This window comes from Methyloceanibacter methanicus (assembly GCF_001723285.1).
GTDB classification, from domain to species: domain Bacteria; phylum Pseudomonadota; class Alphaproteobacteria; order Rhizobiales; family Methyloligellaceae; genus Methyloceanibacter; species Methyloceanibacter methanicus.
On sequence record NZ_LPWG01000012.1, the window covers coordinates 79593 to 101373 of the forward strand.

The following is a 21781-nucleotide window of genomic DNA, read 5'->3' on the forward strand; positions in this document are numbered from 1 at the left end:
CGATGGAAACTCGAGCCAACTACCTGATGATCGGCGGCTTTATCCTGGGCGCGCTCGCCTTCATTTTCATCTTCGTCTTCTGGATCACGAATATCGCCGGGGGCGGCAACCGCTATCAGATCGTCTTCGATAGTTCGGTCGCGGGACTGACGTCCGGCTCTCGTGTCGGCTTCAACGGCATCAAAGTTGGCGAGGTGCAGTCCTTCCAGCTCGACCTGAACGATGCGCGGAAAGTCCGCGTGGTGATCAGCGTGAACGACAACGTGCCAATCCGCGAAGACTCCCTCGCGACCATCAAGTCGATGGGTCTGGCCGGCGGCAGTGGCGTCGAGATCTCGCCCGGTACGCCGGGCTCACCGCTTCTGGTCGCGACGGACGACAATCCGATTCCGACCATCGAGGCCGCGCCCATGGCCGGTGCGGGCATCTTCGACGCGGCCCCCGCCGCGCTCAACACGGCCAACGCGTTCATCAAACGGCTGGATGCGCTGATCGCCGCGAATGAGCAGGAGATCAGCAGCACCATGGCGAATGTCAATGAGTTCACCACGATGCTGGAAGGGAAGAACGAAGAGATCGAGCAGGCCATCATCGACCTGCGCGCCGGGGCGGAAGACTTCAAGGGGATCAGCGCCAAGCTCGACAAGAACCTGGACGAGCTGACGCTCGAAGCGAAGAAAGGCATGCAGGACTTCAGCGCCGCGATGCAGCAGGCGCGCCGGACCGCCGCCACCTTGGACCGGGTCCTCAAGAAGTTCGAAGCCAACCCGACCAGTTTCCTTCTCGGCGGAGGTTCCCGCGCCGGGCAGCAGCCGCGACGGTAGAGCACGCCGGTGCCGGCCCAGCCGGTTCGGGCCTTCGCCAATGCGCTGCCCCCCCCCGGCCACAAGAGACGCCGCAACAAGAAAGGCCCCTCGCTCCGGGACGGAGAAGGGGCCTTTGTCTTGAGGGAGCCGCGCCGAGTGCGGCGTCGTCTCCGCCGTTCCCGCCGTGGCGGTCGTGCTACCGCAGGCGACCGCTCGCATGGGCGAGCAGGAGATAGACGCGCCCGGTCTCGGACGTCAGGTAGTTCTGAAGCATATTGCCGGCCGGATCGGACTGCTCCGCTTCGGCGAGCAACCGTTCGAAGTCTGCCACATACCGGTCGACGGTGTTGCGGAACTCGGGGTCCCGGTCGTAGCGGCTGGAGATCTCATCGAACGTCGCCTGACCTTCATAGGTGTAGATGTGACGTCCAAGGACGCCCCGCTCGCCGGCCCGCATGCGATACCAGACCTCCGTGGCGGTCCTGATATCGATGGAGCGTGCGAGCTCGTCGATGCGAAGCTGAGCCGCGCCTGACGATGCATAACCGCCTCTCGGTTCGGCTTCCGCGGGAGCCCAGCTCTGACGCCCTTGGTTTTCGGCGTACTGGGGCGGGTAGCCGCCCGCGGCCTGATCCAGATCCGTCGCTTCATGCGCGCCGGCCACCTGGCGGCCATGAGCATCGAAGCGCGGCATTGGCGGCAGGCCGTACTCGCCGGTCGGGCGCTGTTCCTCGGCGCGCGGCGCATAGGGTGCCGGCGCGGGCTGCTGGTACGACTCGGGCCCGGGCGTCAACGGCGGGGCACCCAGGGGGTCGGCGGCCGGCGGTGCGCTGGCCGGCATGGACCCCATCGGCGGGACCGGAGACGGGGCGGGCGCAAACGATGCGGCCGCGAGGCTGGCAGCCTGCGAGGACGCTTGAGACACCGCCTGTGCCGCGGCCTGCTGGGCGGCGATGGACGCCGCCTCCGAGGCAGCCTCTGTCGCAGCTTGCCGCGCGGCTTCCTTGGCCGCCAAGGATGCGGCCTGCGTCAGGTTCGGCGTCATCGCCTCGATTTCGCGAAGCTGGTCGTTGAGCGCCTTGCGGATCGCGGTCGTCGCTTGCGCGGCCTGCTCGGGCATCGTGTCAAGCCGCGACTGCATGTTCTGGCGCAGCGCGTCGAGATCCACGGCGGTCTTCTGCGCCGACTCCCGCATGCCACGCGAGGTGTTGTCGAACTGACCGCGGATCTGCTCGAGCTGACGGCCGACCTGCGTGATGACGGTTTCGAAATTGCCCTTGAGGTCGTTGACGGCGCGGACCGTATGGGCCTGAGCCTCCTCGCGGAGCTTTTCGATCTGGGCCAGCGTCTGCTGGACCTGCCCGCTCGTCTCGCGGCCGAGCGATGTCGTGATCTGCTTGGCGCGTTCCTCGGCCTGGGTGAGGGCGCTTTCCATGAGGCCTGAGTAGCTCCGCATCATGCCGTCGAGATCCTGCGCCTTGGTATTGACCGTGTGGAGCAGGGAGATGATGGCCTGGTGGCGGCCCTCCAGGATCGAGTCGATCTTGGCGTTGGAGGAATCGAGCGCTTGGCCGCGGTGAGGATCGCCTGGCCCTGGCTCTCGAAGCGCTGGGTCAGCCCGTGAATCTGGTCCAACAGGCCGCGCGAGACATCACGCAGCGTACCGGTCTGGCTGGTCAGGATGTTGACGGCCTCGGTGGACTGCGCCCCGACCTGCTCGGCGGTCTGCTGCATCATCTGCGAGTTGTTGGCCAGGACCTCGTTGAGCTGCATGGTCTGCGAGGAGAAGACCTGCCCAACCATCCGGGTGTGCTCGCCGAGCATCTTGTCCGTCTCGGCGGTGTTCTGGCCGAACGTGGTCTCGATGACCTTCAACCGCTCGGCGAGAGCGTTGATGACGTACTGGGCGCGCTCGTTCATGACCTTGTCGAACGATTGAGCCTGTTCGGTGATCGACGCTTCCAGGCTCTTGGCCCGGTCGAGCAGGGTCTGCGTGAAGGTATCCGCCTGACCGGTGATCAGCTTGGTGAACGTGTCGGAGCGCTCGGCCAGCGTCTTGTCGAGGGCGATCGCGCCTTGATTGACGGCGGACGTGAACTGCGCGGTGCGGTCGGCCAGCGTCTTGTCGACGATCGAAGTCTGTTGCTCGACGGCCGCCGCGAGATCGGCGGTCCGGTCGGCCAGCGTCTTGTCGAAGCTGACTGCGCCTTGCGCGACGATGCCGGTGAGGGCGTCGGTCCGCTCGGCAATGGTCTCGCCAAGCTTGGCGGTGCCGGCGGCGACTGTGGCGCTGAGGGCCTCGGTACGGTCCGCCAGCGTCTTTTCGAAGACCACCGCGCTCTCGGCAACCATGTTGGTCAGCCCATCTGTCTTGTCCTGAAGCGTCTTCTCCAAGGTGACGGCGCTTTCGGCCACGACGTTGGTGAAGGCCGCGGTACGTTCGCTCAGCGACTGATCCAAGGTCACGGCGCTTTCGGCGATGACGGTATTGAGCGTGTCTGTCCGGTCCGTCAGCATCTTGTCGAGGGTGACGGCGCTCTCCGCGGCCACGTTCGTGAGGGCCTGCGTGTGATCGGTGAGCGTCTTGGACAGCGTGTCGGTCTTCTCCGCAAGCGTCGACTCGAGCGCAACGGCACCCTGAGCCACGAGGTTCGTGAGCTCGGTCGTCTTCTCGTCGAAGGTCCGCCCCAGCGCGACGGCGCTCTCGGCCGCCAGATTGGTGAAGGCCTCGGTGTGGTCGCCCAACGTCTTGTCGAGGGTGACTGCGCTCTGCGCGACGACATTGGTGAGCGCCTCGGTGCGTTCGGTCAGCGTCTTGTCGAGGGTGACCGCGCTCTGCGCGACCACATTGGTGAGCGCCTCGGTGCGTTCGGTCATCGTCTTGTCGAGGACGATCGCGCCTTCCGCCACGGTGGATTCCAGGCCCTTGATACGCTCGGCCAGCGAGGTCTGGAGCGCTTCGGTCCGGTCCTTCATGGTGTTGTCCAGAAGGGTCGTCTTTTCCGTCACGGTGGTTTCGAGCGAGGTCAGGTTCTTGGTCGCCGCGTCGATGATCTTGGTCAGGCGGCCCTGTTCCTTCGTCATGCGCTCGATGAGACCCGGCACCTGCTCGGAGATCTTCGTCTGTGCCTGCTGCACCTGCTCGGCGGCTTCGTTGGAGCGCGCGACCAGGAGTTCGGTCAACTGCGTGCCACGCTCGGAAAGTTTCTGGTCGATGGACCCGCTGGCATTGGCGATATCGCGCGAAATCTGCGCGCCGACGCCCTTCAACGCCTCGCTCACGCGCTGGCTGTTGTTGGTGAGCGCGTCACGCTCCGTTGCCAGCTCGTTGATCAGGTTCCGGACGCGAAGCTCGTTCTCGCCATAGGAGCGTTCGAGCGCCGCGACCTCGTTGTGCACCATGGCTTCGAGCTCGGAGGCCCGGCCGATGGCGCGGGAGATGGCATCGTTCATCGCCGCGACTTGGCGGCGGATGGTCTGGCCGACCGAGGCCACGGACTGCTCGGCAAGCTTGTCCGGCTCGGCCAGGCGTACGGCGACCTCGGTCATCGCGGACGCCATCAGCCGCAATTCCTGGGCGCGCCAAACGAGGAGGGCCAGGAACCAGAAGATGACGATCGGCACGAGGATCGCGGCCGTCGACGAAAGAATTGCGCTGGCAGTGCTGCTTGCATCGGAGATCACGCCAAAGGCGAAGAAGCCGCCCAGGATGAACCAGGCGACGGACGCGGCCAGGGCAATCAGGAATGGGGTGCGCGCGGGCCGCTGTTGCAGTGCGAAAATCAGACCGCCGATGGAGGGAATATCGTCGTTCGCAGGCGCCGAGAGGCGCCGCTGCGGCGGCGGGCCGGCCGGCCGTCGCGTACGGGCCAAATGCTTGGGTGAAGGGGCCGGGCTTGCACCTTCGGCAGCTTCGCCGCCACTGGCATCCTCTTGCGGTGTCTTGAGGGGCAGCGCCTTGGCCTGAGGCTTGGACGGCTCCTTGAACTCGACCTTGGGCTCTTCGCGCTTCTGGGGCGCCTCACCGCGCGGCTCTTCGCGCCGCCGCTGTTCGGCCTTGAGCCTGTCGGCCAGCGAAGATCGCCGGGGCAGGGTTGGCGTGTCGTCGACGTCGCCTTCGGACGACCCTTGCATCATTGCGTCAAGGGGTCCCTTGGCCTTGTCCTTCTCGTCGGATGTTTCCTTTTCCGGAGCCGACTTCGCTTGTTCCTGCGCCATTACGCGTTCCTCGCACCACTTGATACTCAGAGTAGGAGAATTGTATGCCGTCTGACCCAAAGTCCGCTACTGGCGGTGCATTGCGTCCCGGACGGCCCGCCTCTTGTCCGGTCTATCCTAACCGAAAGGCGCCCAACGCTTTTTCCCCCTCATGTCAACATCGTTAACGAATTCTTAGCAATAAACAAAGCTGAATCGATTGCTTGGGTTAACGGCGTATAACCCATTATAAAGAAAGAAAATTCTGTAGGCGAGTCCGACGAATCGCCTATAGTTAAGCGAAGGCTGATCGTTGGGCGGACGTGACGACTATTGCGCCTAGGACACATGAGTGGCCCAGGAGCAACAGACCGGCAACCGACAGTCCGGCCGCGTGTTCCCGTCACGGGCAAGATCCAGTGCCCGAAAAGACAATTCGAACGGAGGAAGGCCATGGCAGGCGAACGGGTGCGACAGGCTGGTTTTTCCGGGGCGCGCGCTGCCGGCGATGGCGACGATGATGCGCCGGTCGTACCGGTCGATCTGGCACATCTCGCCCGTTACACGCTTGGCGACGTGGCGCTGGAGCGCGAGGTCCTGGAGCTCTTCTGCACGCAGTCCGTGTCGTATCTGGAGCAGCTCCGGGCGGCGACGTCCCGCAAGGCCTGGAGCGATGCGGCCCATTCCCTCAAAGGCTGCGCCCGGGCCGTCGGGGCTTGGCGCGCGGCGCGGGCGGCCGAACATATTGAGGCGCTGCGGGAGGATATTCCGCCGGATGTGCGTGCGGCGCAGGTCGATGAACTCGAAGCCTCCCTCCAAGAGGCGGCGGCATTTGTGGCCAGCCTCGGCGATGGAAGCCGCAAATAAGTCCCGACGCCTTCTTGTCGCATGGCCCTGGTGTCGTTAGATCAATTGCCCTATAGAGCACGGGCTGCGGGCGGGATTGTCCAACCCGCGCATGCTGCCGGGGGCGGCCGAGACCGACGCCTGTAGCCCGGATCCCGAAATCGAACTTTGGTTTTGAAGCCCGCCAGTCCCATGGCCAGGATTACATTCATTCAGCCTGACGGAAGCGAGAACGCGGTCGACGCGGAACCGGGCATGACCGTCATGGAAGCGGCGGTGAAGAATTCGGTGCGGGGGATAGCAGCCGAATGTGGCGGCGCCTGCTCCTGCGCCACCTGTCATGTCTATGTGGAAGAGGAATGGCGCGAGGCCACGGGCGAGCCCGAGGCCATGGAGGAGGACATGCTCGACTTTGCGTTCGACGTTCGTCCCGAGAGCCGGCTTTCTTGTCAGATCAGGGTGACCGACGAGCTCGACGGGCTCAGGGTCCGAATTCCAGAAAAACAATTCTGAGGCACTATGTCAGTCGACGTCATCAAGACCGATGCAGTCATTATCGGCGCCGGGCCCGTGGGGCTCTTCGCGGTTTTCGAGCTTGGCTTGCTCGATGTGAAAGCTCATGTGATCGACATTCTGGACCGCCCAGGCGGTCAGTGTGCGGAGCTTTATCCCGAGAAGCCGATTTACGATATTCCGGCGATCCCGATCGTGACGGGCCAGCAGCTCACCGATCAGCTCATGGAGCAGATCGAGCCGTTCGGTGCCGAGTATCACTTCAATGAGCGGGTCGATACGATCGAGAAGATCGAGGACGGCTTTCGCCTCGTAACCGATTGCGGAACGCAGTTCGAATGCAAGGTCGTGGTCATCGCGGCCGGCGGCGGATCTTTCACACCGAAGCGGCCCCCGCTTCCGGGCATCGAGGCCTACGAGGACACGTCGGTGTTCTACTCGGTCCGCAAGATGGATGCCTTCAAGGATAAGGACGTTCTCATCGTCGGTGGCGGCGATTCCGCACTCGACTGGACCTTGAACCTTCAGCCCGTCGCCAAGTCGCTGACCTTGGTGCACCGGCGTTCGGAGTTTCGCGCCGCGCCCGCCTCCGTGCAGAAGATGATGGATCTCGTCGACAGCGGCAACATCTCCTTCAAGCTCGGCCAGGTCACCACGCTACACGGCGACAACGGGCAGCTGACCGGCGTGACGGTCAAGTCGCCGGACGGTTCGACCTTCGAGCAGCCGACCGATATCATGCTGCCGTTCTTCGGCCTCACCATGAAGCTGGGGCCGGTTGCCAACTGGGGCCTCAATCTCGAAGAGAACCTGATTCCCGTCGACACGGCGAAATTCGAGACGAGCGAGAAGGGCATCTTCGCCATCGGCGACATCAACACCTATCCGGGAAAGCTGAAGCTGATTCTATCGGGCTTCCACGAGGGGGCCCTGATGGCGCAGGCCGCGCACCGGATCGTCTATCCCGATAAGAAGCTGATCTTCCAGTACACGACGTCGTCGTCGAACCTGCAGAAGAAGCTCGGCGTCAAATAGAACTGCCGCGCCGATGGGCCGGGACTATCGCTAGGCCAGCGACCGGTAGACCGTGACGGCGTGCGGGCTGAGCAGTTTCAGCTTGAGCTCGTCGACCTGCGAGGGCTCGACACGGGCGAGACGCCGCTTGCGTCGACCAGGTCCGCCGCGACGGCGTCGACTAGGATGAGATAAAGCCGCCGCGGCTTCATCCGATAGGCCATCACGAGATTGTTCAGAACCTCCGCGAACACCTCGCGTGCGAACGGGATTGAAGAAGAAGTGCACGGACGCACCTTCCGGCGGTCCCACCTGAACCGCATCTTCCAGGACGCACTCGACATTCCGGCAGCGCATGTTGGAGCGCGGATATTGCGCGATATTCATCTGCGCGTTGTCGTGCAGTTCGGCGGCGAACTCGACGCCGGCGACCGCTGCGAAGGGATGCTCCGCGGCGAGCAGCATGGCGCGCCCCTTGCCGGCGCCGTAATCGACGAAGGTGAACTCCGAAAAGTCTTCTGGAATTTGGTCCAGGGCCCAGTCAAAGACCTTGCAGGGAATCGGGCGGTAGTCATGCCCGAAGGCCCGGTTGGGACTGGCGATGGTCAGACCGGAAAGGGCCGCGGGCTCTTTTGTCGGGACAAAGAACAATTGCTCGCGCGGCGCATCGAAGACCCGTTCGTGCAGTCTGTGCAGAAGGGTCTGGTATTCCTCTTTAAGCGACTCGATTCGCGAACGGCTCGCGGCAGCGGGGGGTGTGGCCTGCGCTTTTGGAGCCTCGCTCCTCTCGGGCTGCGGTGCCGGCCGGGGCGCTGCGGCGGCCTCGGGGCGCGGCTGCGGCGCGGGGGATGGGGCACGGGGTTGCGGCTGCGCCGGCTTGGCGGCCTTGTTTGCGATCTGAGCCATGCGTTCTGCGAGGCGTCCTCTGATCGCGAGTCGGTCCGCGTCCATCGCGTCTGTCGTTACCCGTCTGGTGTTGGACAATGCGTCGCCGGCTGCCGCGCTGCGCTCTTGGGACGACGCGGCAGGCTTGCTCTCCGCAGGCTGTGAGCTGCGGGTTGTCAGCGTCATCGGCAGTCCCCCTCCTGCGCCAAGATTGGGCAGTGCGGTTTGTGACGCAAGCACTCATCCGGGACTTAGGTTAACGGTGCCCGTCCAAGTTGCCAAAGAAATATGGTATCCTCTTGATTCGCTGGGGAGACTCCGGCGTGTCGTCAGCATGGACCGAAGCGGCGGGGGTTGAGGCGTGCAGGCAAAAGATTTCCACGATTCCGTGAGACCCGGCCTTATTGCCATGTTGCCGAGGCTCAAACGCTTTGCCGATGTGCTCGGCGGCGGGCGCGACGCGGGCGGCGGCCTGCTGCGCCGTGCGCTGCAATACATGCTGGCCGAGCAGCATCTCTATCAGCGTGGGACCGCCCTCGATGTCTGGGCCTTCAGCGAGGTCTACCGTCAGTGGCGCCATGAATTGAGCGGCCAGGCCGATCCGATGGCGCAGGCGAAGATCGACGATGCGGCGTTCGCCGCGCTATTCGACATCGACGGCGAGGGCCATCGCGACGAGCCGGTGATCGCGTTTCTTATGGGCCTGCCGCCGCAACAGCGGCTCACGCTGTTGCTGGTCTACGGCGAGGGTTTCGAACACGAGGATGCCGGGCGGATACTCGACGTTTCGTCCGAAATGATCGCCGCGCGTCTCATCCGTATGAGCGCGTCCCTGTCGGACCGCCTCAGCGAACGCCCGCCGGCCCAGGCGGCCGCCATTGTCGAAACCCTCTATCCCGAATGGCACAGAGCTTCACCATGACCGAACTCTCAGACGAACTCTTGGTGGCGTATGTGGATGGCCAGCTGGCGAGGAAACAGACCCGCGCCATCGACAAGGTTCTCGAGCAGGACGATGTCCTTGAGGCCCGCGTCACCGCCCTCAAACATGCCCATGCCAGGCTGGAGGCCGCCTTCGAGGCGATCCTTGCCGGCGAGGAGGCCGAGATCTCCCAGGCAACGGTGCTGCCGCCCGACGATGGCTTTTGGGTTCCGTGGCGCACCTTCAAGATCGCCGCCGCGTCCGCCGGGATCGTGCTCGCGCTCGCGTTCGCCGCGCTCGGCTACGGCTGGCCCGTCTCTTTGCCGGGCTTAGGTTCATCCCCGGCCGCTGATATCGGGCCGGTTCCGGGCACCGACGCCGCGCCAAGCACGGGCTCTGCACAAAGAGCCGGCCCGGCGCCTCAAGTCGAACTCGAGGTGCTACCCGAGCCCCGACCGGGGCCGTAGCGCGACATCACAGCGTCCGGAAATCGCCTGAAAGATAGCGGTTCAACTCGGGGCGGATTTCGTCGACGCGCTCTCGCGTGCAGTAGCCGGCGTCTTGTTTGGCGCCTTCGGCCGTGGACTGCAGCGCGTAGTCGTAGGCCTTCTGAATCTCCTGCATGCGTTTCGGGTCCGCGCCGTAGGATTGTTCGAACGCGAGATAGCTTGCGCGCAAGCGGGCCGGGTCGAAGACGAATCCGCATCGTGCCGCGCGCGCCGCGGTCCAGCCGACCCGCGTGGGGCGATCGTTGGGACCAGGCTTCTTCGTGAAGGTGGGAAGGCCGCTAGCCGAACTCCCGCCACCCCAAAGCCCGCTAATCGGATTTTCGCCGGCCCCTGTGCCGGCTTTGGTGCCGCCGCCGGACGAACCTGTCGTGCCGCAAGCATTGAGCCCGAAGAGAAGCGGAAGCAATACTGCGGCCGAAAGGGCTGCGCGCCATAATGTCTTGAAGCCGAATGTCTTGAAGCCGAGTAGCATGACGGCGCGATCTTATCGGCCGGGTGAGGGAAGCAGAAGGGGGAACGCCGACGCCAAAAACAAGGAAAGGCGGAGCTTTGTCGGCCCCGCCTCCCTGTTGCGTTGTCGAACCACCCGCCCGTTCGGGACGTCTGGTCGGCGCCGCGAGACCTTTCGGCCCCTTGGCCACGGTTTCGGCCCGACGGTTTCCCACCAAGCCAGCGCCGCGACCTGACCACGGCCCTTGTTTACCGTCGCGTTGCTACGACGCGGCTCTCGCTTTGGCCAAGCTTGAGCCAGTCAGCGGTGGGATCAGCGGCGCGAAACACTCTGTCGGTTTCACCTCACGGTACTGGGGCGACACCGCCAGACCGTAGAATTCCGCGTCTACCTTTCCCGCCGCCTTCAGCCACCCATGGCCTGGATGACCTCGGGCTTGCCTTGCCCTTACGAGCCTTGCGGTCGTTTCCCGGAGCCCTTGGATTTCTCCAGCGGCCCCTTCCACAACCGGCCAACTCGCAAGATCAAGACTAAACGATTGCTTTCGTGTTGCAGCAGCTCCGTGCAGCTTTTCCCCGCAATCCACTGCGGTCCAAGGAAAGGCATTGGAATCAAGCCTCTAACAATGCACAGGGAGACAGGTTGCCGCAGTACGGGCGGGTCCCCGGAAAAACGCACCATTTCCTGCCGCGCCGCCGTTTTTCTGTCCCGGTCGTGACCTTATGCTAGGCTCCGGTAGAGGGATTTTCGAGCGTTATGCATCGACTGGTGTCCAAGGCGTTTGCGTTTGGGGCGGCATCGCGCGCAGCGATGTCGGCCGCTTCGATCGCGTTGGCCGCGTTCGCGTCGAGAGCCAGGACGACAGCCGCGCCTTTGATCGCCGCGTTGTATGCGAAGACGGTCCTGCGCGCACGTTGGCTCCGGGGGCGGGCCGTACGGCTACCGAGACCTGTTGTCAGGCTCGCTGTCGCAAGCACGGCCCTCGTCCTGACCCTTGCCGCGCTGGCTCTGCCGGGCAGGAGCGATGGCCGGATTCTCGCCTCGGTGGAGTTGACGCTCGGCACCGGAGCAGCCGGTACGACGGCCGTAGAAATCCCCGTGGCGTTTCCGGTGCAGGCCGTTGCCGCCGCGGCGCACGAGTCCACAGACGCGGCGACCACCGCGGGACCCGAAGTGCGGCAACCTGCATCCGAACTGCCAACCAAGGAGCCCAACCTCGCGGGCCTCGCCGAGATCCCCGAGGAGCTGATGGTCGATCAGCCCGAACGCAAGCCTGACACCGAGCGGCGCACGGCCTCCTTCGCCGCCTTCTCCGAGGCGCGCGAAAACCTCCCCTGGAGTGCCGCCGAGCCTGTCGTCTCACGCCCATGGGGCCCGGTCAGCAAGAGAAACCGGCAGGCGCGACGTCCTCTGCTGCCAGACCGCCGGCGCTCAAGGTCTCGGGTGCGGAGATCGGCAAGTGGATGAAGGGCAAGGCGACGAAGATCAAGGGCGCCGAACGGACCAAGCCCCTCTACCATTTCGTCGTCTGGGTGGAGCCGCCCACGGCGCTCCAAGGACGTGTGGCGGGCGTGTCTTACGATTTCAGTTCGCCGGCCGTCCAGCCGCAGTCTCAGGCGTCCAGCGACCAGACCAGCGGCTTCAAGATCAATGCGGCCGGTTTGGCGTGCGCCGACGAGATCACCGTGACCTTGCGCTTCGACGATGGCCGCGTCGAGAAGACGAATATCGACGGGTGCGAACTGTTCAACAAGGCCTAAGCGCTCAGGCCGCGTTACGCATAAATCTGTCGCCGCAGAGAAAACTTCGCCCACCTTCGAGAAAAGCCGTCTAAGAGCTATTCGGGCCTTACAAGTTCGTTGGAACGCCGATAGTGCACGGCGACAATGCCGTTGGAGAGCGCCTTGGCCGAGATCAGCTTGAGATGTCTTGCGCTCGGCAGGCCGCTCTCATGAAGGGTAGGTCCGTGGCCGGCGATTCTGGGGTGAACGAGGAACCTGTATTCATCGATCAAGTCCAGCCGATCCAGCTCGGCCGCGAGCTTGCCGCTGCCAAGGAGCACGCCCGCTGGGGTCGCGTCTTTCAGCTTCTGGACGCCCGATTGCAGGTCACCCTCTATGTGGTGGCTGTTCGTCCACGGGAAGTCCTTTCGCGTCGATGACACCACGTATTTCGGCTTGGCTTCCAGATTGACCGCCCATTCGCGCATCGCTGGTGGCGCTTCCGCCTCGCCTCGGGCGACCATCGGCCAGTAGCTCTCCATCATTTCGTAAGTGATGCGGCCCCACAGCATCGCACCGCACTCGCCCATGAGGCGGGTGAAGTAGGCGTGTGTTTCGTCGTCGGCGATGCCTTCTTGATGGTCGATGCAGCCATCTAAGGTGACATTGATGCTGAAGGTTAAGAGTCCCATGCGACTGGCATAACAGCATCCGATATCCCTGTCGCACGGTTTAGCAGTGGCTGCTGCGCTCAAGCATGCCGTGGGCTGATTTGCCCGACAGGTACGGGTCTCACGTAACGATTTACAGCCGCTTTAACCGCTGGCGGAAAGCAGGCGTCTGGGACAGGCTGATGGACGCCATCATTGCTGCGGATGAAGCCAAAGGCCGGAAGCTGCAAACGATCGACGCCACCTCGTTGAACGCTGCATCGACAAGCTCAAGCCATTCCGCCACTTCGCCACCCGCGCCGACGGAAATGCCTCGGCCTACCTGGCTTTCGCAAAACGCGCCGCGGTCAGATTGTGGTTGAGGTTTAATGAGTCTGCGGCCTAGTTGAATCCCGCCACTTCCGCCACCAATTCGCGAAAACGCGGACGTTGCTGCTCGAGATAGGGCAGCGGACGGCATACGTCGATCGTGGCGATGCCGATCCGCGTCGTGAGCGCGCCGTTGAAGACGCCTTCGCCGAGCTTGCGGGAGAGCCGCGCCGTGAGCCCGTGGCCCACCAGCTGCTGGATGACGTCGTCGCCGAGCGCGATCCCGCCCGTGAGCACGATATGGGTCACCACCATGCGGGCGAGCTTCATCAGCGAGAAGAAACCGGGCCGCGCGCCATACAGCGTCGCGAGCTTTCGCAGCATCCGCATATTCTGCGCGGCCACGAACATCATATCGACAACGGCATTGGGGCTGATCGCGGTGACGACGGAGACACGCTTTGCGGACGACGCCACGATGGCGCGCGCGAGCGGATCGAGCGGCGCCACCAGCGTCCGTTCCGACAGGCGCAGGAGTTCCTCCGCGTCCATGATGTCGTGCTCGTGCTCGGCGAGCCGCTGCATGCCCCAGGCAATGTCCTCGCGTCCGCGATAGAAGCGCTTCAGCCGCCGTGTCACGTCCACCGCAAGCGGCTTGTCGTTTTGCCGGGCGGCGCTGTCCGCCTCGTGACGGATCTTGCCCAAGCGGCCAAGGCGCATGAGGCCGCCGAGTTCGCGCAGGATGATCATCAGAAGCGCGAACAGGACGAGGCCGAGCAGAACCACCGCGACCCAGCCAATCCAGTCTTCGCGCGCGATCAGGGCCAGCACGTAGTCGTAGAGCCATAGGGATGCGAGCAGGCCGATCAGGCCGCCGAGCGCGCTGAGAAAGATGCTGCCCCAACGCAAGCCCCGCTCCAGCGTCGGAAGGCCCGCCGCCTCCGCGTCCGTCTCGGACGTATCGGGCAACGGCTCCGGCTCCGGGGGCATGACGATTTCGACATCCTCCACCCGGAACGAGGCGGGCTTCCGGCGTGGGGCCTTTTCGGTCTGAGACTGGGGCTTGGTCATGCGAGACGGTCTCCGATGAGCACCTGCATGGCGCGGTCCAGCCTGATATTCGGGAAGGGCGCGAAGCCGCCCGCCGGCAGCGGCTTCGGATCCGGCGGCCGGAAGCGCACGAAGCGCACGTCCGCGTCGCCCGTCCTCCAGCCCGACATGGCCTCTTCGGGATTTTCCGGCAGGTCGCCGGGGAAGATCGCGAAGGCCTCGCTGCCGTCGAACGTGCGGCGGCCGATCTTTTCGCCCTCGAGGGGATAGCCAACGATGCAGGGCAGGGTCTCGCCACCCTTCTTGGCTTCGGCCTCGCGCGTCGCGCGCACCGCGGCCATCGCCAGCACCTTGACCTCCGAGCCGCCAAAGCGGGCCTTCTCGATCGCGTTGGCGGTGAGAAGAGACAGGATCGCCTCGAGCCGGTCGTGACTCTCGTGGTGCAAACGATCCGCCTTGGTGGCGGCCAGCACGATGCGATCGATGCGCGGATAGAACAGGCTAGACCACAGGCTGTTGGACCCGGTCCGGTAGCACTCCAGGATGTCGCGCATGGCCCGTTCCAGATCGGTCATTGCCGCCGGTCCGCCGTTCAGTGCGGAGAGCACGTCGATGAGGACGATCTGGCGGTCGAGACGGGCGAAGTGATCGCGGAAGAAGGGGCGGATGACGTGACGCTTATAGGCCTCGTAGCGCCGCTCCATCAGCGACCAGAGGGTGTCGCGGGCAAACCGCGTTTCGACGTTCGCATCGAGCGGTGCGAAGGTCAGCGCAGGCGACCCCTCAAGATCGCCCGGCATCAGGAAGCGGCCGGGCGGCGTGGTCGACAGGGCATATTGATCGGCCCGCGCGCGATGCAAATAGGCCTTGAACAGATCGGACAGGATCGCGGCCCGTGCCTCGTCGGGGGGACCCGCTGGATCCATTTCGCTTAGGGCCTCCTGCCAGGCCTTGGCGGCCGGGTTCCGGTCTGCATCGTAGGCGCGCGCCACCGCGTCCCGCGACCAGTCCTCGTAGGACAGATCGAGCAGCGGCAGGTCGAGCAGCCATTCGCCCGGATAGTCGACAATGTCGATATGCAGGCGTTCGCGTCCGAGCTGACGCTTCCAGAATTTCGCCGACTGGTATTCGAGCGTAAGCCGGAGCTGGCTGATGCGGCGGGTGCTCTCGGGCCATTTCGGCGGGCTCGCGGTCAGATCGGCCAAGTGCCTCTCGTACTCGAAACGCGGCACGATCTCGTCCGGCTGCGGCTCGAGATAGGCCCGTGAAAGACGCCCTTCCGCCGCCGCGTCGAAGAAGGGCAGGCGGCCGCCGGACATCAAATTGTGCACGAGCGCCGTGATGAAAACGGTCTTGCCGGACCGGGCGAGCCCGGTCACGCCCAGCCGGATCGTCGGCGTGACGAGACCGGAGGCGTAGTCGCCGAGATTGCGCACAGCATCGCCGGCGGCATCGGTATAGGTGGAAAGTGGCACGCTTCGGCTCTGTCCTTTTCCTCGCTACCCACATCCGGCAAGGCACTTTGTGCCATCGGCCGCAGGATGTAACGCCCCGAACATGTGGTAGCGCGCACGACCGCACTGCACAACAAATGTGCTGACACACGTTACATCGCGCCTCGCTTGCATGACGACGGTGCACCGGCGCATGCGGCACCAATTTCTGTGCCTGTCAACAGCGAGTGCTGTCTTGACTTGGCGACTCGGTTCCGTAAATACGGGGCTGTCCGACGGGGGGATGCCGGCAAGGCGAGCGAACGTCGACGGCAGGCACTGAGCCAACAAGAACGGAACACGTTTGGAATGTCTCTGATGGCGACTGCGAAGACGAGCAAGACTCTCCCCGAAGACTACACCCCGTCGGAGGACGAACCGTTCATGAACGATTCGCAGCGGGCCTATTTCCGCCGCAAGCTCCTCAACTGGCGTGACGAAATCATGCGTTCCACCAAGGAGACGCTGGAGCATCTGCAAAACGACTCCGAGCAGCATGCCGACATTGCCGATCGGGCGACGTCCGAGTCGGAGCGGGCGCTCGAGTTGCGGGCCCGCGACCGTCAGCGCAAGCTGATCTCCAAGATCGACGAGGCGCTGGCGCGCATCGACGACGGGACCTACGGCTATTGCGAGGAGACGGGCGAGCCCATCAGCCTTAAGCGGCTCGATGCGCGTCCCATCGCCACGTTGAGCGTCGAAGCGCAGGAGCGGCATGAGCGCCGCGAGCGCGTCTACCGCGACGAGTAACGTTTTCGGACGGCCGAAAGCGGTTTGGCCACGGTCTCCAGCGACTTCCGCTCGGCATCCACGCTACGGTGTGTGAGGCTCTCCGGAGCCGCTTCCGGGATGCGGCAGGATCGCAAAGTCGAAATAGGTATCCGGGAACGGTTCGGGCTGGAACGTGTAGTGCCAGATCTCCTTGGGATAGTTCTGGAAGCCATGGCGGCTCATCACATCCAGAAGCAGGTGCCGATTGTGCGCCTCCTCGGGCGTCAGGCCCGTAGTCACCGTGTTGGCTTTGGGGTCGAAGCAGTCGAAGCCGGTACCCATGTCGAGGCCGTTGTCGGCGGGATCGCCTTCCGTGCATAGCTTCGGGTTGGCGGGATCGGCTTCGGCGGGCGACGGCGGCGACCCAATCGGCACAAGGGTGACGTCGAGCGTCGCCCCGCGCGAGTGGCCCGATCGCGTCGCGATATAGTTCGGGAACAGGTCGCTCTTGGAAAGATTGGGATAGTGGGTCGCTTCGCGTTGGGGTCGTCCGGCTCCGCCGACCAGTCGACGAAGGCCGCCACTGCCTGGGCGGGGCGATAGCAGTCATAGACCTTGAGCGCGTATCCCCTCGGCTTGAGATCGGCCTGGGCGGCCATCAGCGCCTCGGCCGCTTCGCGGACCAAAATACACTCCGGCGCATCGTAGCCGGGGACCGGCCGGCCCGTGAAATTGGCGCTCCCCGCATAGCGCATGTCCTGCTGGATCGTGGGGTCCACATCGCGCAGGTAGACGAAGCTGTCGGGCATCGCGGTCTTTGGCGTGCCTGCAGCACTCGTCGAGGGTCCCATGACGGCGTTGAGGGCGGCCGCGACGAGGAAGGCCGGGCCGAAAAGGTGACGGACACGCATCGTGCGAGCTTTTCAGCCGGGTCCGAGGGCGTCAATACGCACAAAAAAACTCCCCGCTTGGGGGCGGGGAGTGGAGAGTGTTTGGGGGACTGACAAGACTGGCATGGCCAGTCGGTGTCGGACCATTAGCAGGGAACTGCCGGCGTTCTCACGGTTGGCGAATGAAGCTACCGGCGTCGCCAAATTCGCTGGTCCTCTCGGACCGCCGTAAGAGCGTGCGTTAACGCTAGCGCAAGTCCGGACCGACCTCAAGGGAAACCCGCCGTTGCAAATATGCAACAGTCAACTCAAAAGGTTGTTTCCGTCCTTAGGGTTGGCCCATTTTCGGGGCGGGCCGGGGCGCGGTTTTTGCGATGACCACGTCGCCATGGGGCGGTTGAAGCTGGGCAGGACGGGCTTTGACGCCCGTCTCAATGACCAGATCCACGGGGCCCCCGATGATCAGGAGATGCTCGACATCGTCGCGCCGGACGAGGCAGAGCTTCCGGTTCGCGTCGACCGGGGTGGTCTCGACCACGGCCAGGCGCTTTTCGCGTCCCTTCCGTGCCGTTTCCGTATCGGCCGCACCGAAAACGGCCTTGAACGCCCAAACCGTAAGCACGATCAGGGCGATGACGAAGAGAAGGGCCGCAATGCCGAGAATGGCGGTGCTGAGGTCGAAATCCATGGCAAACGCTCCCTACGCAAGCCAAACTTTACCGCACCTTAGCCGGTTCGCCGCATGTTGAAACCAAAGTCGTTCCAGGGGGCCGGATTAGGACTTGGCCTTTGTGACAATCTCCGGTCAAGTCAATTCGAATCGGGTACTTTCTCAGACCATGTCGGATATCGATACGCCGATGCGTTACGCCGAACCTATCACGGACCGCACCAGCCGGGACGGCAGTGTCGGGCTCGTGGTCCTTCTCGCCCTCGCCCTGGCCGTCGCCGCGGTCGGTCTGGCGATGGTCAGCCGCGAAGTCGCCGAGCCCTTCGTGCTGGCGATCCTGGCGGCGCTCGCCGTCGTCGGCGTGTTCTGCCTTTTCGCCGGCGCGGTCGGCATCCTCTATTTCGGTCAGCGGCACGAGCGCAACGACCTGACCAAGGCCTTCGTCGACAACCTGCCGCATGGGGCCCTGATCGGCGACGCGACAGGCCGCGTGTTCTACGCGAACCGTGCCTATCGCGATCTTCTTGGGTTGGATACCGAGGCGCCCGTGCCATCGCCCGACCGCGCCTTTGGGGGCAATCCCTATCTGGCCGAGCCGATCTTCCGGCTGGCGCGCGCCGCGCAGCAGGGGCGGGCCCTCAAGGAAGAGTTTCGCCTGCCGCCGCCCGGCGAGGTCGACGAGGAGTCCGCCATCGAGCCCCGGTGGTTTCGGATTTCTGTCCAGCCCATGCCGCCGGATCCGGGCTCGGGCCGGAAGGGTCAACTCACCGTTTGGCAAGTCGACGAGGTCACGCAGGATCGCGCGCGCGAGGAAACGAGCTTCGCGAAAGTCCAGGCGGCCATCGACTATCTCGACAATGCGCCCGCGGGCTTCTTCACGGCCGATGCGGACGGCCACATCGAGTATCTGAACGCGACCCTGGCGCAATGGCTCAAGCTCGACCTGACCGAGATCGCCGCGAAGCCGCTGGATCTGTCGCAGATCATGTCAAAAGACAACGCCGCGCTGCTTGCAGGCGCCGGCCGCGGCGACAGCCAGGGCCCTGGCGGCGGGCAGGGCACCGTCCGGCGTTTCGATATGGACCTTCTGCGGACCGACGGCACCACGCTGCCGGTCCGCGTGCTGCACCGCCTGCCGCGCGGCAACCAGCTCGCCCTGATCCTCATTCTCAACCGGGGTCCGGGGGAGGCGCAGGAAGCCGGCACGGCCGAGCTTCGCTCCACGCGCATGTTCCAATCCTCCCCGTTTGGCATCGCGACCGTGGACTCAGACGGTGCCGTCAGCGAAACCAACGCAGCGTTCTCGCGGATGTTCGGTGCCGGTGCCGATGCAGGCGGCGGGAAGACGAAACTGGAAACGCTCGTGGACGAGGGCAACCGGGCCGACTTGCGCAAGGCGCTCGACGCGGCCCTCGCGGGCCAGGGCATGATCGAGCCGATCGAGGTGACCTTCGCCGGCCCCGAACCGCGCACCGGGCGCATCTACCTGAGTTCCATCGCCGATGAGAACGACAAGAGCGAAGCAGCGATCGTCTATGCGCTGGACACGACCGAGCAGCACGAACTCGAAGTGCAGTTCGCGCAAAGCCAGAAGATGCAGGCGGTGGGTCAGCTGGCTGGCGGCATCGCGCACGACTTCAACAACATGCTGACGGCGATCATTGGGTTTTCGGACTTCCTGCTCCTGAACCACCGGCCCACGGACCCGGCCTTCCAGGACATCATGAACATCAAGCAGAACGCGAACCGTGCCGCCGGGCTGGTTCGGCAGTTGCTCGCGTTCTCGCGCCAGCAGACGCTGCGGCCGCAAGTGCTGCAGCTCGGCGACGTCCTCTCCGAGCTGTCCATCCTGCTCGACCGGCTGCTTGGCGAAAACGTCGAACTCAGTCTCGATACGGCGGGCGATCTCTGGCCGGTCAAGGCGGACCTGCATCAGTTCGAGCAGGTGATCATCAATCTCGCCGTAAATGCGCGCGATGCCATGCCCGAAGGCGGCAAGCTCGCCATCCGGACCGCGAACGTGGCCGAGGCGCAGTCGCGGGAGGTCGGCGGTAGTGAGATGCCGCCGGGCGAATATGTGATGATCGAGGTCCGCGACACCGGCACCGGCATGACCGAAGAGGTCAAACAGAAGATCTTCGAGCCGTTCTTCTCCACCAAGGAGATCGGCCGCGGCACGGGGCTCGGCCTCTCCACCGTCTACGGCATCGTCAAGCAAACGGGCGGCTATGTGTATGTCGACAGCGAGGTCGGCGAAGGCACGGCCATGCGCGTCTTCCTGCCGCGATACGTGGAAGGCACGACCAAGATCGACCAGGAACCGGCCAAGCTGGAGCGCAAGCCCGAAAAGCCGAAGGATCTCACGGGAAGCGGGACGCTGCTGCTGGTCGAGGACGAGGACGCTGTGCGCAGTTTCGCGGCCCGCGCGCTCGGGACCCGGGGCTACGAAGTACTCGAAGCCTCGACGGGCGCCGAGGCGCTCGAAGTGCTCGAGGAACACGGCGGCAAGGTCGATCTCGTGGTCAGCGACGTGGTGATGCCGGAAATGGACGGCCCCACGCTGCTCAAGGAGCTGCGCAAGAAGCTCCCGGACATCAAGATCGTCTTCATGTCCGGCTACGCGGAAGATGCCTTCAAGCGCAATCTGGACGAAAACGAGACCTTCACGTTCCTGCAGAAGCCCTTCGACCTCAAGACGCTCGCGGCAACCGTCAAGTCCGCGCTCGAGGGCTGACCGGCTCTTACGCCTCCGGCAGCACCGGGAATGGCCGGCATTCCGAACGGGGGGCTTCCCTTGCGCGCCAATCGCGTCTAGGACGCCCTGATCACCGCAACCGGGAGAGAGTACGCGTGCCAGACTACGAGGTCATGCCGTCCGACGACGACGGCGACAAGCGCCGCAAGCGCCACAAGAAGAAGAAGATGGGGCTCACCGTCGAGCGCTATGGTGGCCGGTTGCTCTATATGTGGTTCGGCATGCGTTTCCTGACGCTGATGCGGCTGTTCTGGCGCGGCCGCTTCTCCTTCACGTTGAACTGCATCCCGGACACGCTGGCCCTGTTCCTGTTCGTACCCTGGAACACGCCGCTCACGTGGATTTCGGAGGCGCTGTACAAGAAGAAGGCGGAGAGCCTGCCCCTCGACAAGCCGCCGGTCTTCGTCGTCGGCCATTGGCGCAGCGGCACCACGCTGATGCACGATCTCTTCTCCGAAGATCCGAACCTCGCCTTCCCGACGACCTATGAGTGCTTTGTGCCGCACCACTTCCTGCTGACGGAAGGCACGCTCGACCACCTCGCCAAGGGGCTCTTGCCCAAACGCCGGCCGCAGGACGACGTGCCGGTGGGCTTCGACCGGCCCCAGGAGGAAGAGTTCGCGATGCTGATGCTGGGACAGGGGTCGCCCCTGGTCACGATGGCGTGGCCGCGGCTTGGCCCCGCAGATACGGACTTTATCGATTTCGAAGGCGTGCCCGAGGCGGAGGTCCGCCGCTGGGCGGACGCCTATATGTGGTTCTACCGGCGGCTGATGTTGAGGCACGGCAAGACCTTGGTCATGAAGACGCCGCCCAATACCGCGCGGATCAAGCTTCTGACGAAACTGTTTCCCGATGCGCGCTGGGTGCATATCTCGCGCAGTCCGCTGAAAGTGTTTCCATCAACCGTCAAGCTGTGGCGTGCGCTCTATTCGGCGCAAGGGCTGCACAACCCGCCGCATTGCGACGCCTGGCTCGACGACTACGTCTTGGACCTCATGGAGCGTGTCACCACGGTCTACGAGCGTGACAAGCACCTGATCCCGAGCGAGAACCTGTACGAGATCCGCTACGAGGACCTCGTGAAGAACCCCATCGATTCCATGCGGGCCATCTACGAGAAGCTCCGTATCGAGGGATTTGACGAAGCGGAAGGGCCGATGCGCGCGTTCCTCGCCGAGCGCTCGGATCACAAGGTCTCCAGCTACAAGATGCCGAAGGACCTCACGCAGAAGATCGCCGAGCGTCTGAAGCCCTTCATCGACGCGCATGGCTATCGTGAGGCCGTGGACGCCGCTCTCGCCGAGCCGGACCTGCAATCGGAATCGTCATCGGACCCGAAGGTTCCGGAAGAAACGCTGTCCTAGC

20 protein-coding genes and 2 pseudogenes are annotated in these 21781 nt (G+C 64.3%); 12 read left to right on the plus strand and 10 right to left on the minus strand.

The window, feature by feature from the left end:
- The first annotated feature begins 2 nt into the window (after positions 1–2).
- Entirely contained in the window at positions 3–824 is an 822-nt protein-coding gene (locus AUC68_RS10060; RefSeq protein WP_083240619.1) for an MlaD family protein, read from the plus strand.
- A gap of 178 nt (positions 825–1002) precedes the next feature.
- Here the strand turns inward: AUC68_RS10060 and AUC68_RS10065 are convergent, their stop codons facing one another.
- Positions 1003–2265, minus strand: a complete 1263-nt coding sequence (locus AUC68_RS10065) for a hypothetical protein (RefSeq protein WP_141701200.1) — start codon at positions 2263–2265, stop codon at positions 1003–1005.
- Positions 2262–5024, minus strand: a complete 2763-nt coding sequence (locus AUC68_RS10070) for an apolipoprotein A1/A4/E domain-containing protein (RefSeq protein ID WP_069437534.1) — start codon at positions 5022–5024, stop codon at positions 2262–2264. The genes AUC68_RS10065 and AUC68_RS10070 overlap by 4 nt, the downstream gene beginning before the upstream one ends.
- Positions 5025–5456: 432 nt before the next feature.
- Between AUC68_RS10070 and AUC68_RS10075 the strand changes: the two genes are divergently transcribed.
- The 3 genes from AUC68_RS10075 to AUC68_RS10085 all read left to right on the plus strand — a co-directional run bounded on the left by AUC68_RS10075 (position 5457) and on the right by AUC68_RS10085 (position 7397).
- Entirely contained in the window at positions 5457–5870 is a 414-nt protein-coding gene (locus AUC68_RS10075) for an Hpt domain-containing protein (RefSeq protein WP_158008291.1), read from the plus strand.
- A gap of 171 nt (positions 5871–6041) precedes the next feature.
- On the plus strand, positions 6042–6362 hold the full coding sequence (locus tag AUC68_RS10080) for a 2Fe-2S iron-sulfur cluster-binding protein (protein ID WP_069437535.1): 321 nt from the start codon (positions 6042–6044) through the stop codon (positions 6360–6362).
- Positions 6363–6368: 6 nt separating this feature from the next.
- Complete coding sequence (locus AUC68_RS10085) at positions 6369–7397, plus strand: NAD(P)/FAD-dependent oxidoreductase (protein ID WP_069437536.1); 1029 nt, start codon at positions 6369–6371, stop codon at positions 7395–7397.
- A 30-nt stretch (positions 7398–7427) separates the two neighbouring features.
- Here AUC68_RS10085 and AUC68_RS10090 read toward each other — a convergent pair whose 3' ends face one another.
- Complete coding sequence (locus AUC68_RS10090; RefSeq protein WP_141701201.1) at positions 7428–8282, minus strand: hypothetical protein; 855 nt, start codon at positions 8280–8282, stop codon at positions 7428–7430.
- Positions 8283–8649: 367 nt separating this feature from the next.
- Between AUC68_RS10090 and AUC68_RS10095 the strand changes: the two genes are divergently transcribed.
- Both AUC68_RS10095 and AUC68_RS10100 read left to right on the plus strand, forming a co-directional pair.
- Complete coding sequence (locus tag AUC68_RS10095) at positions 8650–9183, plus strand: sigma factor-like helix-turn-helix DNA-binding protein (RefSeq protein WP_141701202.1); 534 nt, start codon at positions 8650–8652, stop codon at positions 9181–9183.
- Positions 9180–9650 (plus strand): anti-sigma factor, encoded by a 471-nt coding sequence (locus AUC68_RS10100; protein WP_141701203.1) that lies wholly within the window; start codon positions 9180–9182, stop codon positions 9648–9650. Before AUC68_RS10095 ends, AUC68_RS10100 begins: the two co-directional genes overlap by 4 nt.
- A 7-nt stretch (positions 9651–9657) precedes the next feature.
- On the opposite strand, the gene AUC68_RS10105 is transcribed toward AUC68_RS10100, so the two are convergent.
- A complete protein-coding gene (locus AUC68_RS10105) occupies positions 9658–10164 on the minus strand; it encodes a hypothetical protein (protein ID WP_069437540.1) in 507 nt (168 codons plus the stop codon).
- Positions 10165–10953: 789 nt separating this feature from the next.
- On the opposite strand from AUC68_RS10105, the gene AUC68_RS10110 reads away from it, so the two are divergent.
- Positions 10954–11610 carry a hypothetical protein gene (locus AUC68_RS10110; RefSeq protein WP_141701204.1) on the plus strand — a complete coding sequence of 219 codons (657 nt, stop codon included), beginning with the start codon at positions 10954–10956 and terminating at the stop codon, positions 11608–11610.
- Positions 11607–11903, plus strand: a complete 297-nt coding sequence (locus AUC68_RS10115; RefSeq protein WP_069437542.1) for a hypothetical protein — start codon at positions 11607–11609, stop codon at positions 11901–11903. Before AUC68_RS10110 ends, AUC68_RS10115 begins: the two co-directional genes overlap by 4 nt.
- A 77-nt stretch (positions 11904–11980) precedes the next feature.
- On the opposite strand, the gene AUC68_RS10120 is transcribed toward AUC68_RS10115, so the two are convergent.
- Positions 11981–12556, minus strand: a complete 576-nt coding sequence (locus AUC68_RS10120) for a dihydrofolate reductase family protein (protein WP_069437543.1) — start codon at positions 12554–12556, stop codon at positions 11981–11983.
- A 47-nt stretch (positions 12557–12603) separates the two neighbouring features.
- Between AUC68_RS10120 and AUC68_RS17785 the strand changes: the two are divergent.
- A pseudogene (locus tag AUC68_RS17785) lies at positions 12604–12792 on the plus strand (transposase); the annotation flags it as partial.
- A gap of 124 nt (positions 12793–12916) precedes the next feature.
- Here AUC68_RS17785 and AUC68_RS10125 read toward each other — a convergent pair.
- Positions 12917–13915, minus strand: a complete 999-nt coding sequence (locus AUC68_RS10125) for a YcjF family protein (protein WP_069437544.1) — start codon at positions 13913–13915, stop codon at positions 12917–12919.
- A complete protein-coding gene (locus tag AUC68_RS10130) occupies positions 13912–15369 on the minus strand; it encodes a YcjX family GTP-binding protein (RefSeq protein WP_069437545.1) in 1458 nt (485 codons plus the stop codon). Before AUC68_RS10130 ends, AUC68_RS10125 begins: the two co-directional genes overlap by 4 nt.
- 336 nt (positions 15370–15705) lie before the next feature.
- On the opposite strand from AUC68_RS10130, the gene dksA reads away from it, so the two are divergent.
- Positions 15706–16137, plus strand: a complete 432-nt coding sequence (dksA, locus tag AUC68_RS10135) for an RNA polymerase-binding protein DksA (protein ID WP_069437781.1) — start codon at positions 15706–15708, stop codon at positions 16135–16137.
- A gap of 63 nt (positions 16138–16200) precedes the next feature.
- Here the strand turns inward: dksA and AUC68_RS17155 are convergent, their stop codons facing one another.
- The 3 genes and pseudogenes from AUC68_RS17155 to AUC68_RS10145 all read right to left on the minus strand — a co-directional run bounded on the left by AUC68_RS17155 (position 16201) and on the right by AUC68_RS10145 (position 17676).
- Complete coding sequence (locus AUC68_RS17155; RefSeq protein WP_069437546.1) at positions 16201–16533, minus strand: M15 family metallopeptidase; 333 nt, start codon at positions 16531–16533, stop codon at positions 16201–16203.
- A gap of 131 nt (positions 16534–16664) precedes the next feature.
- Positions 16665–17009, minus strand: a pseudogene (locus AUC68_RS18725) (M15 family metallopeptidase); the annotation flags it as partial.
- Positions 17010–17316: 307 nt separating this feature from the next.
- A complete protein-coding gene (locus tag AUC68_RS10145) occupies positions 17317–17676 on the minus strand; it encodes a flagellar biosynthetic protein FliO (RefSeq protein WP_069437547.1) in 360 nt (119 codons plus the stop codon).
- A 172-nt stretch (positions 17677–17848) separates the two neighbouring features.
- Here AUC68_RS10145 and cckA point away from each other — a divergent pair, with 172 nt between their 5' ends.
- Both cckA and AUC68_RS10155 read left to right on the plus strand, forming a co-directional pair.
- A complete protein-coding gene (gene cckA, locus AUC68_RS10150) occupies positions 17849–20392 on the plus strand; it encodes a cell cycle histidine kinase CckA (protein ID WP_069437782.1) in 2544 nt (847 codons plus the stop codon).
- Positions 20393–20508: 116 nt separating this feature from the next.
- Positions 20509–21780 (plus strand): sulfotransferase family protein, encoded by a 1272-nt coding sequence (locus AUC68_RS10155; RefSeq protein ID WP_141701205.1) that lies wholly within the window; start codon positions 20509–20511, stop codon positions 21778–21780.
- Position 21781 lies beyond the last annotated feature (1 nt).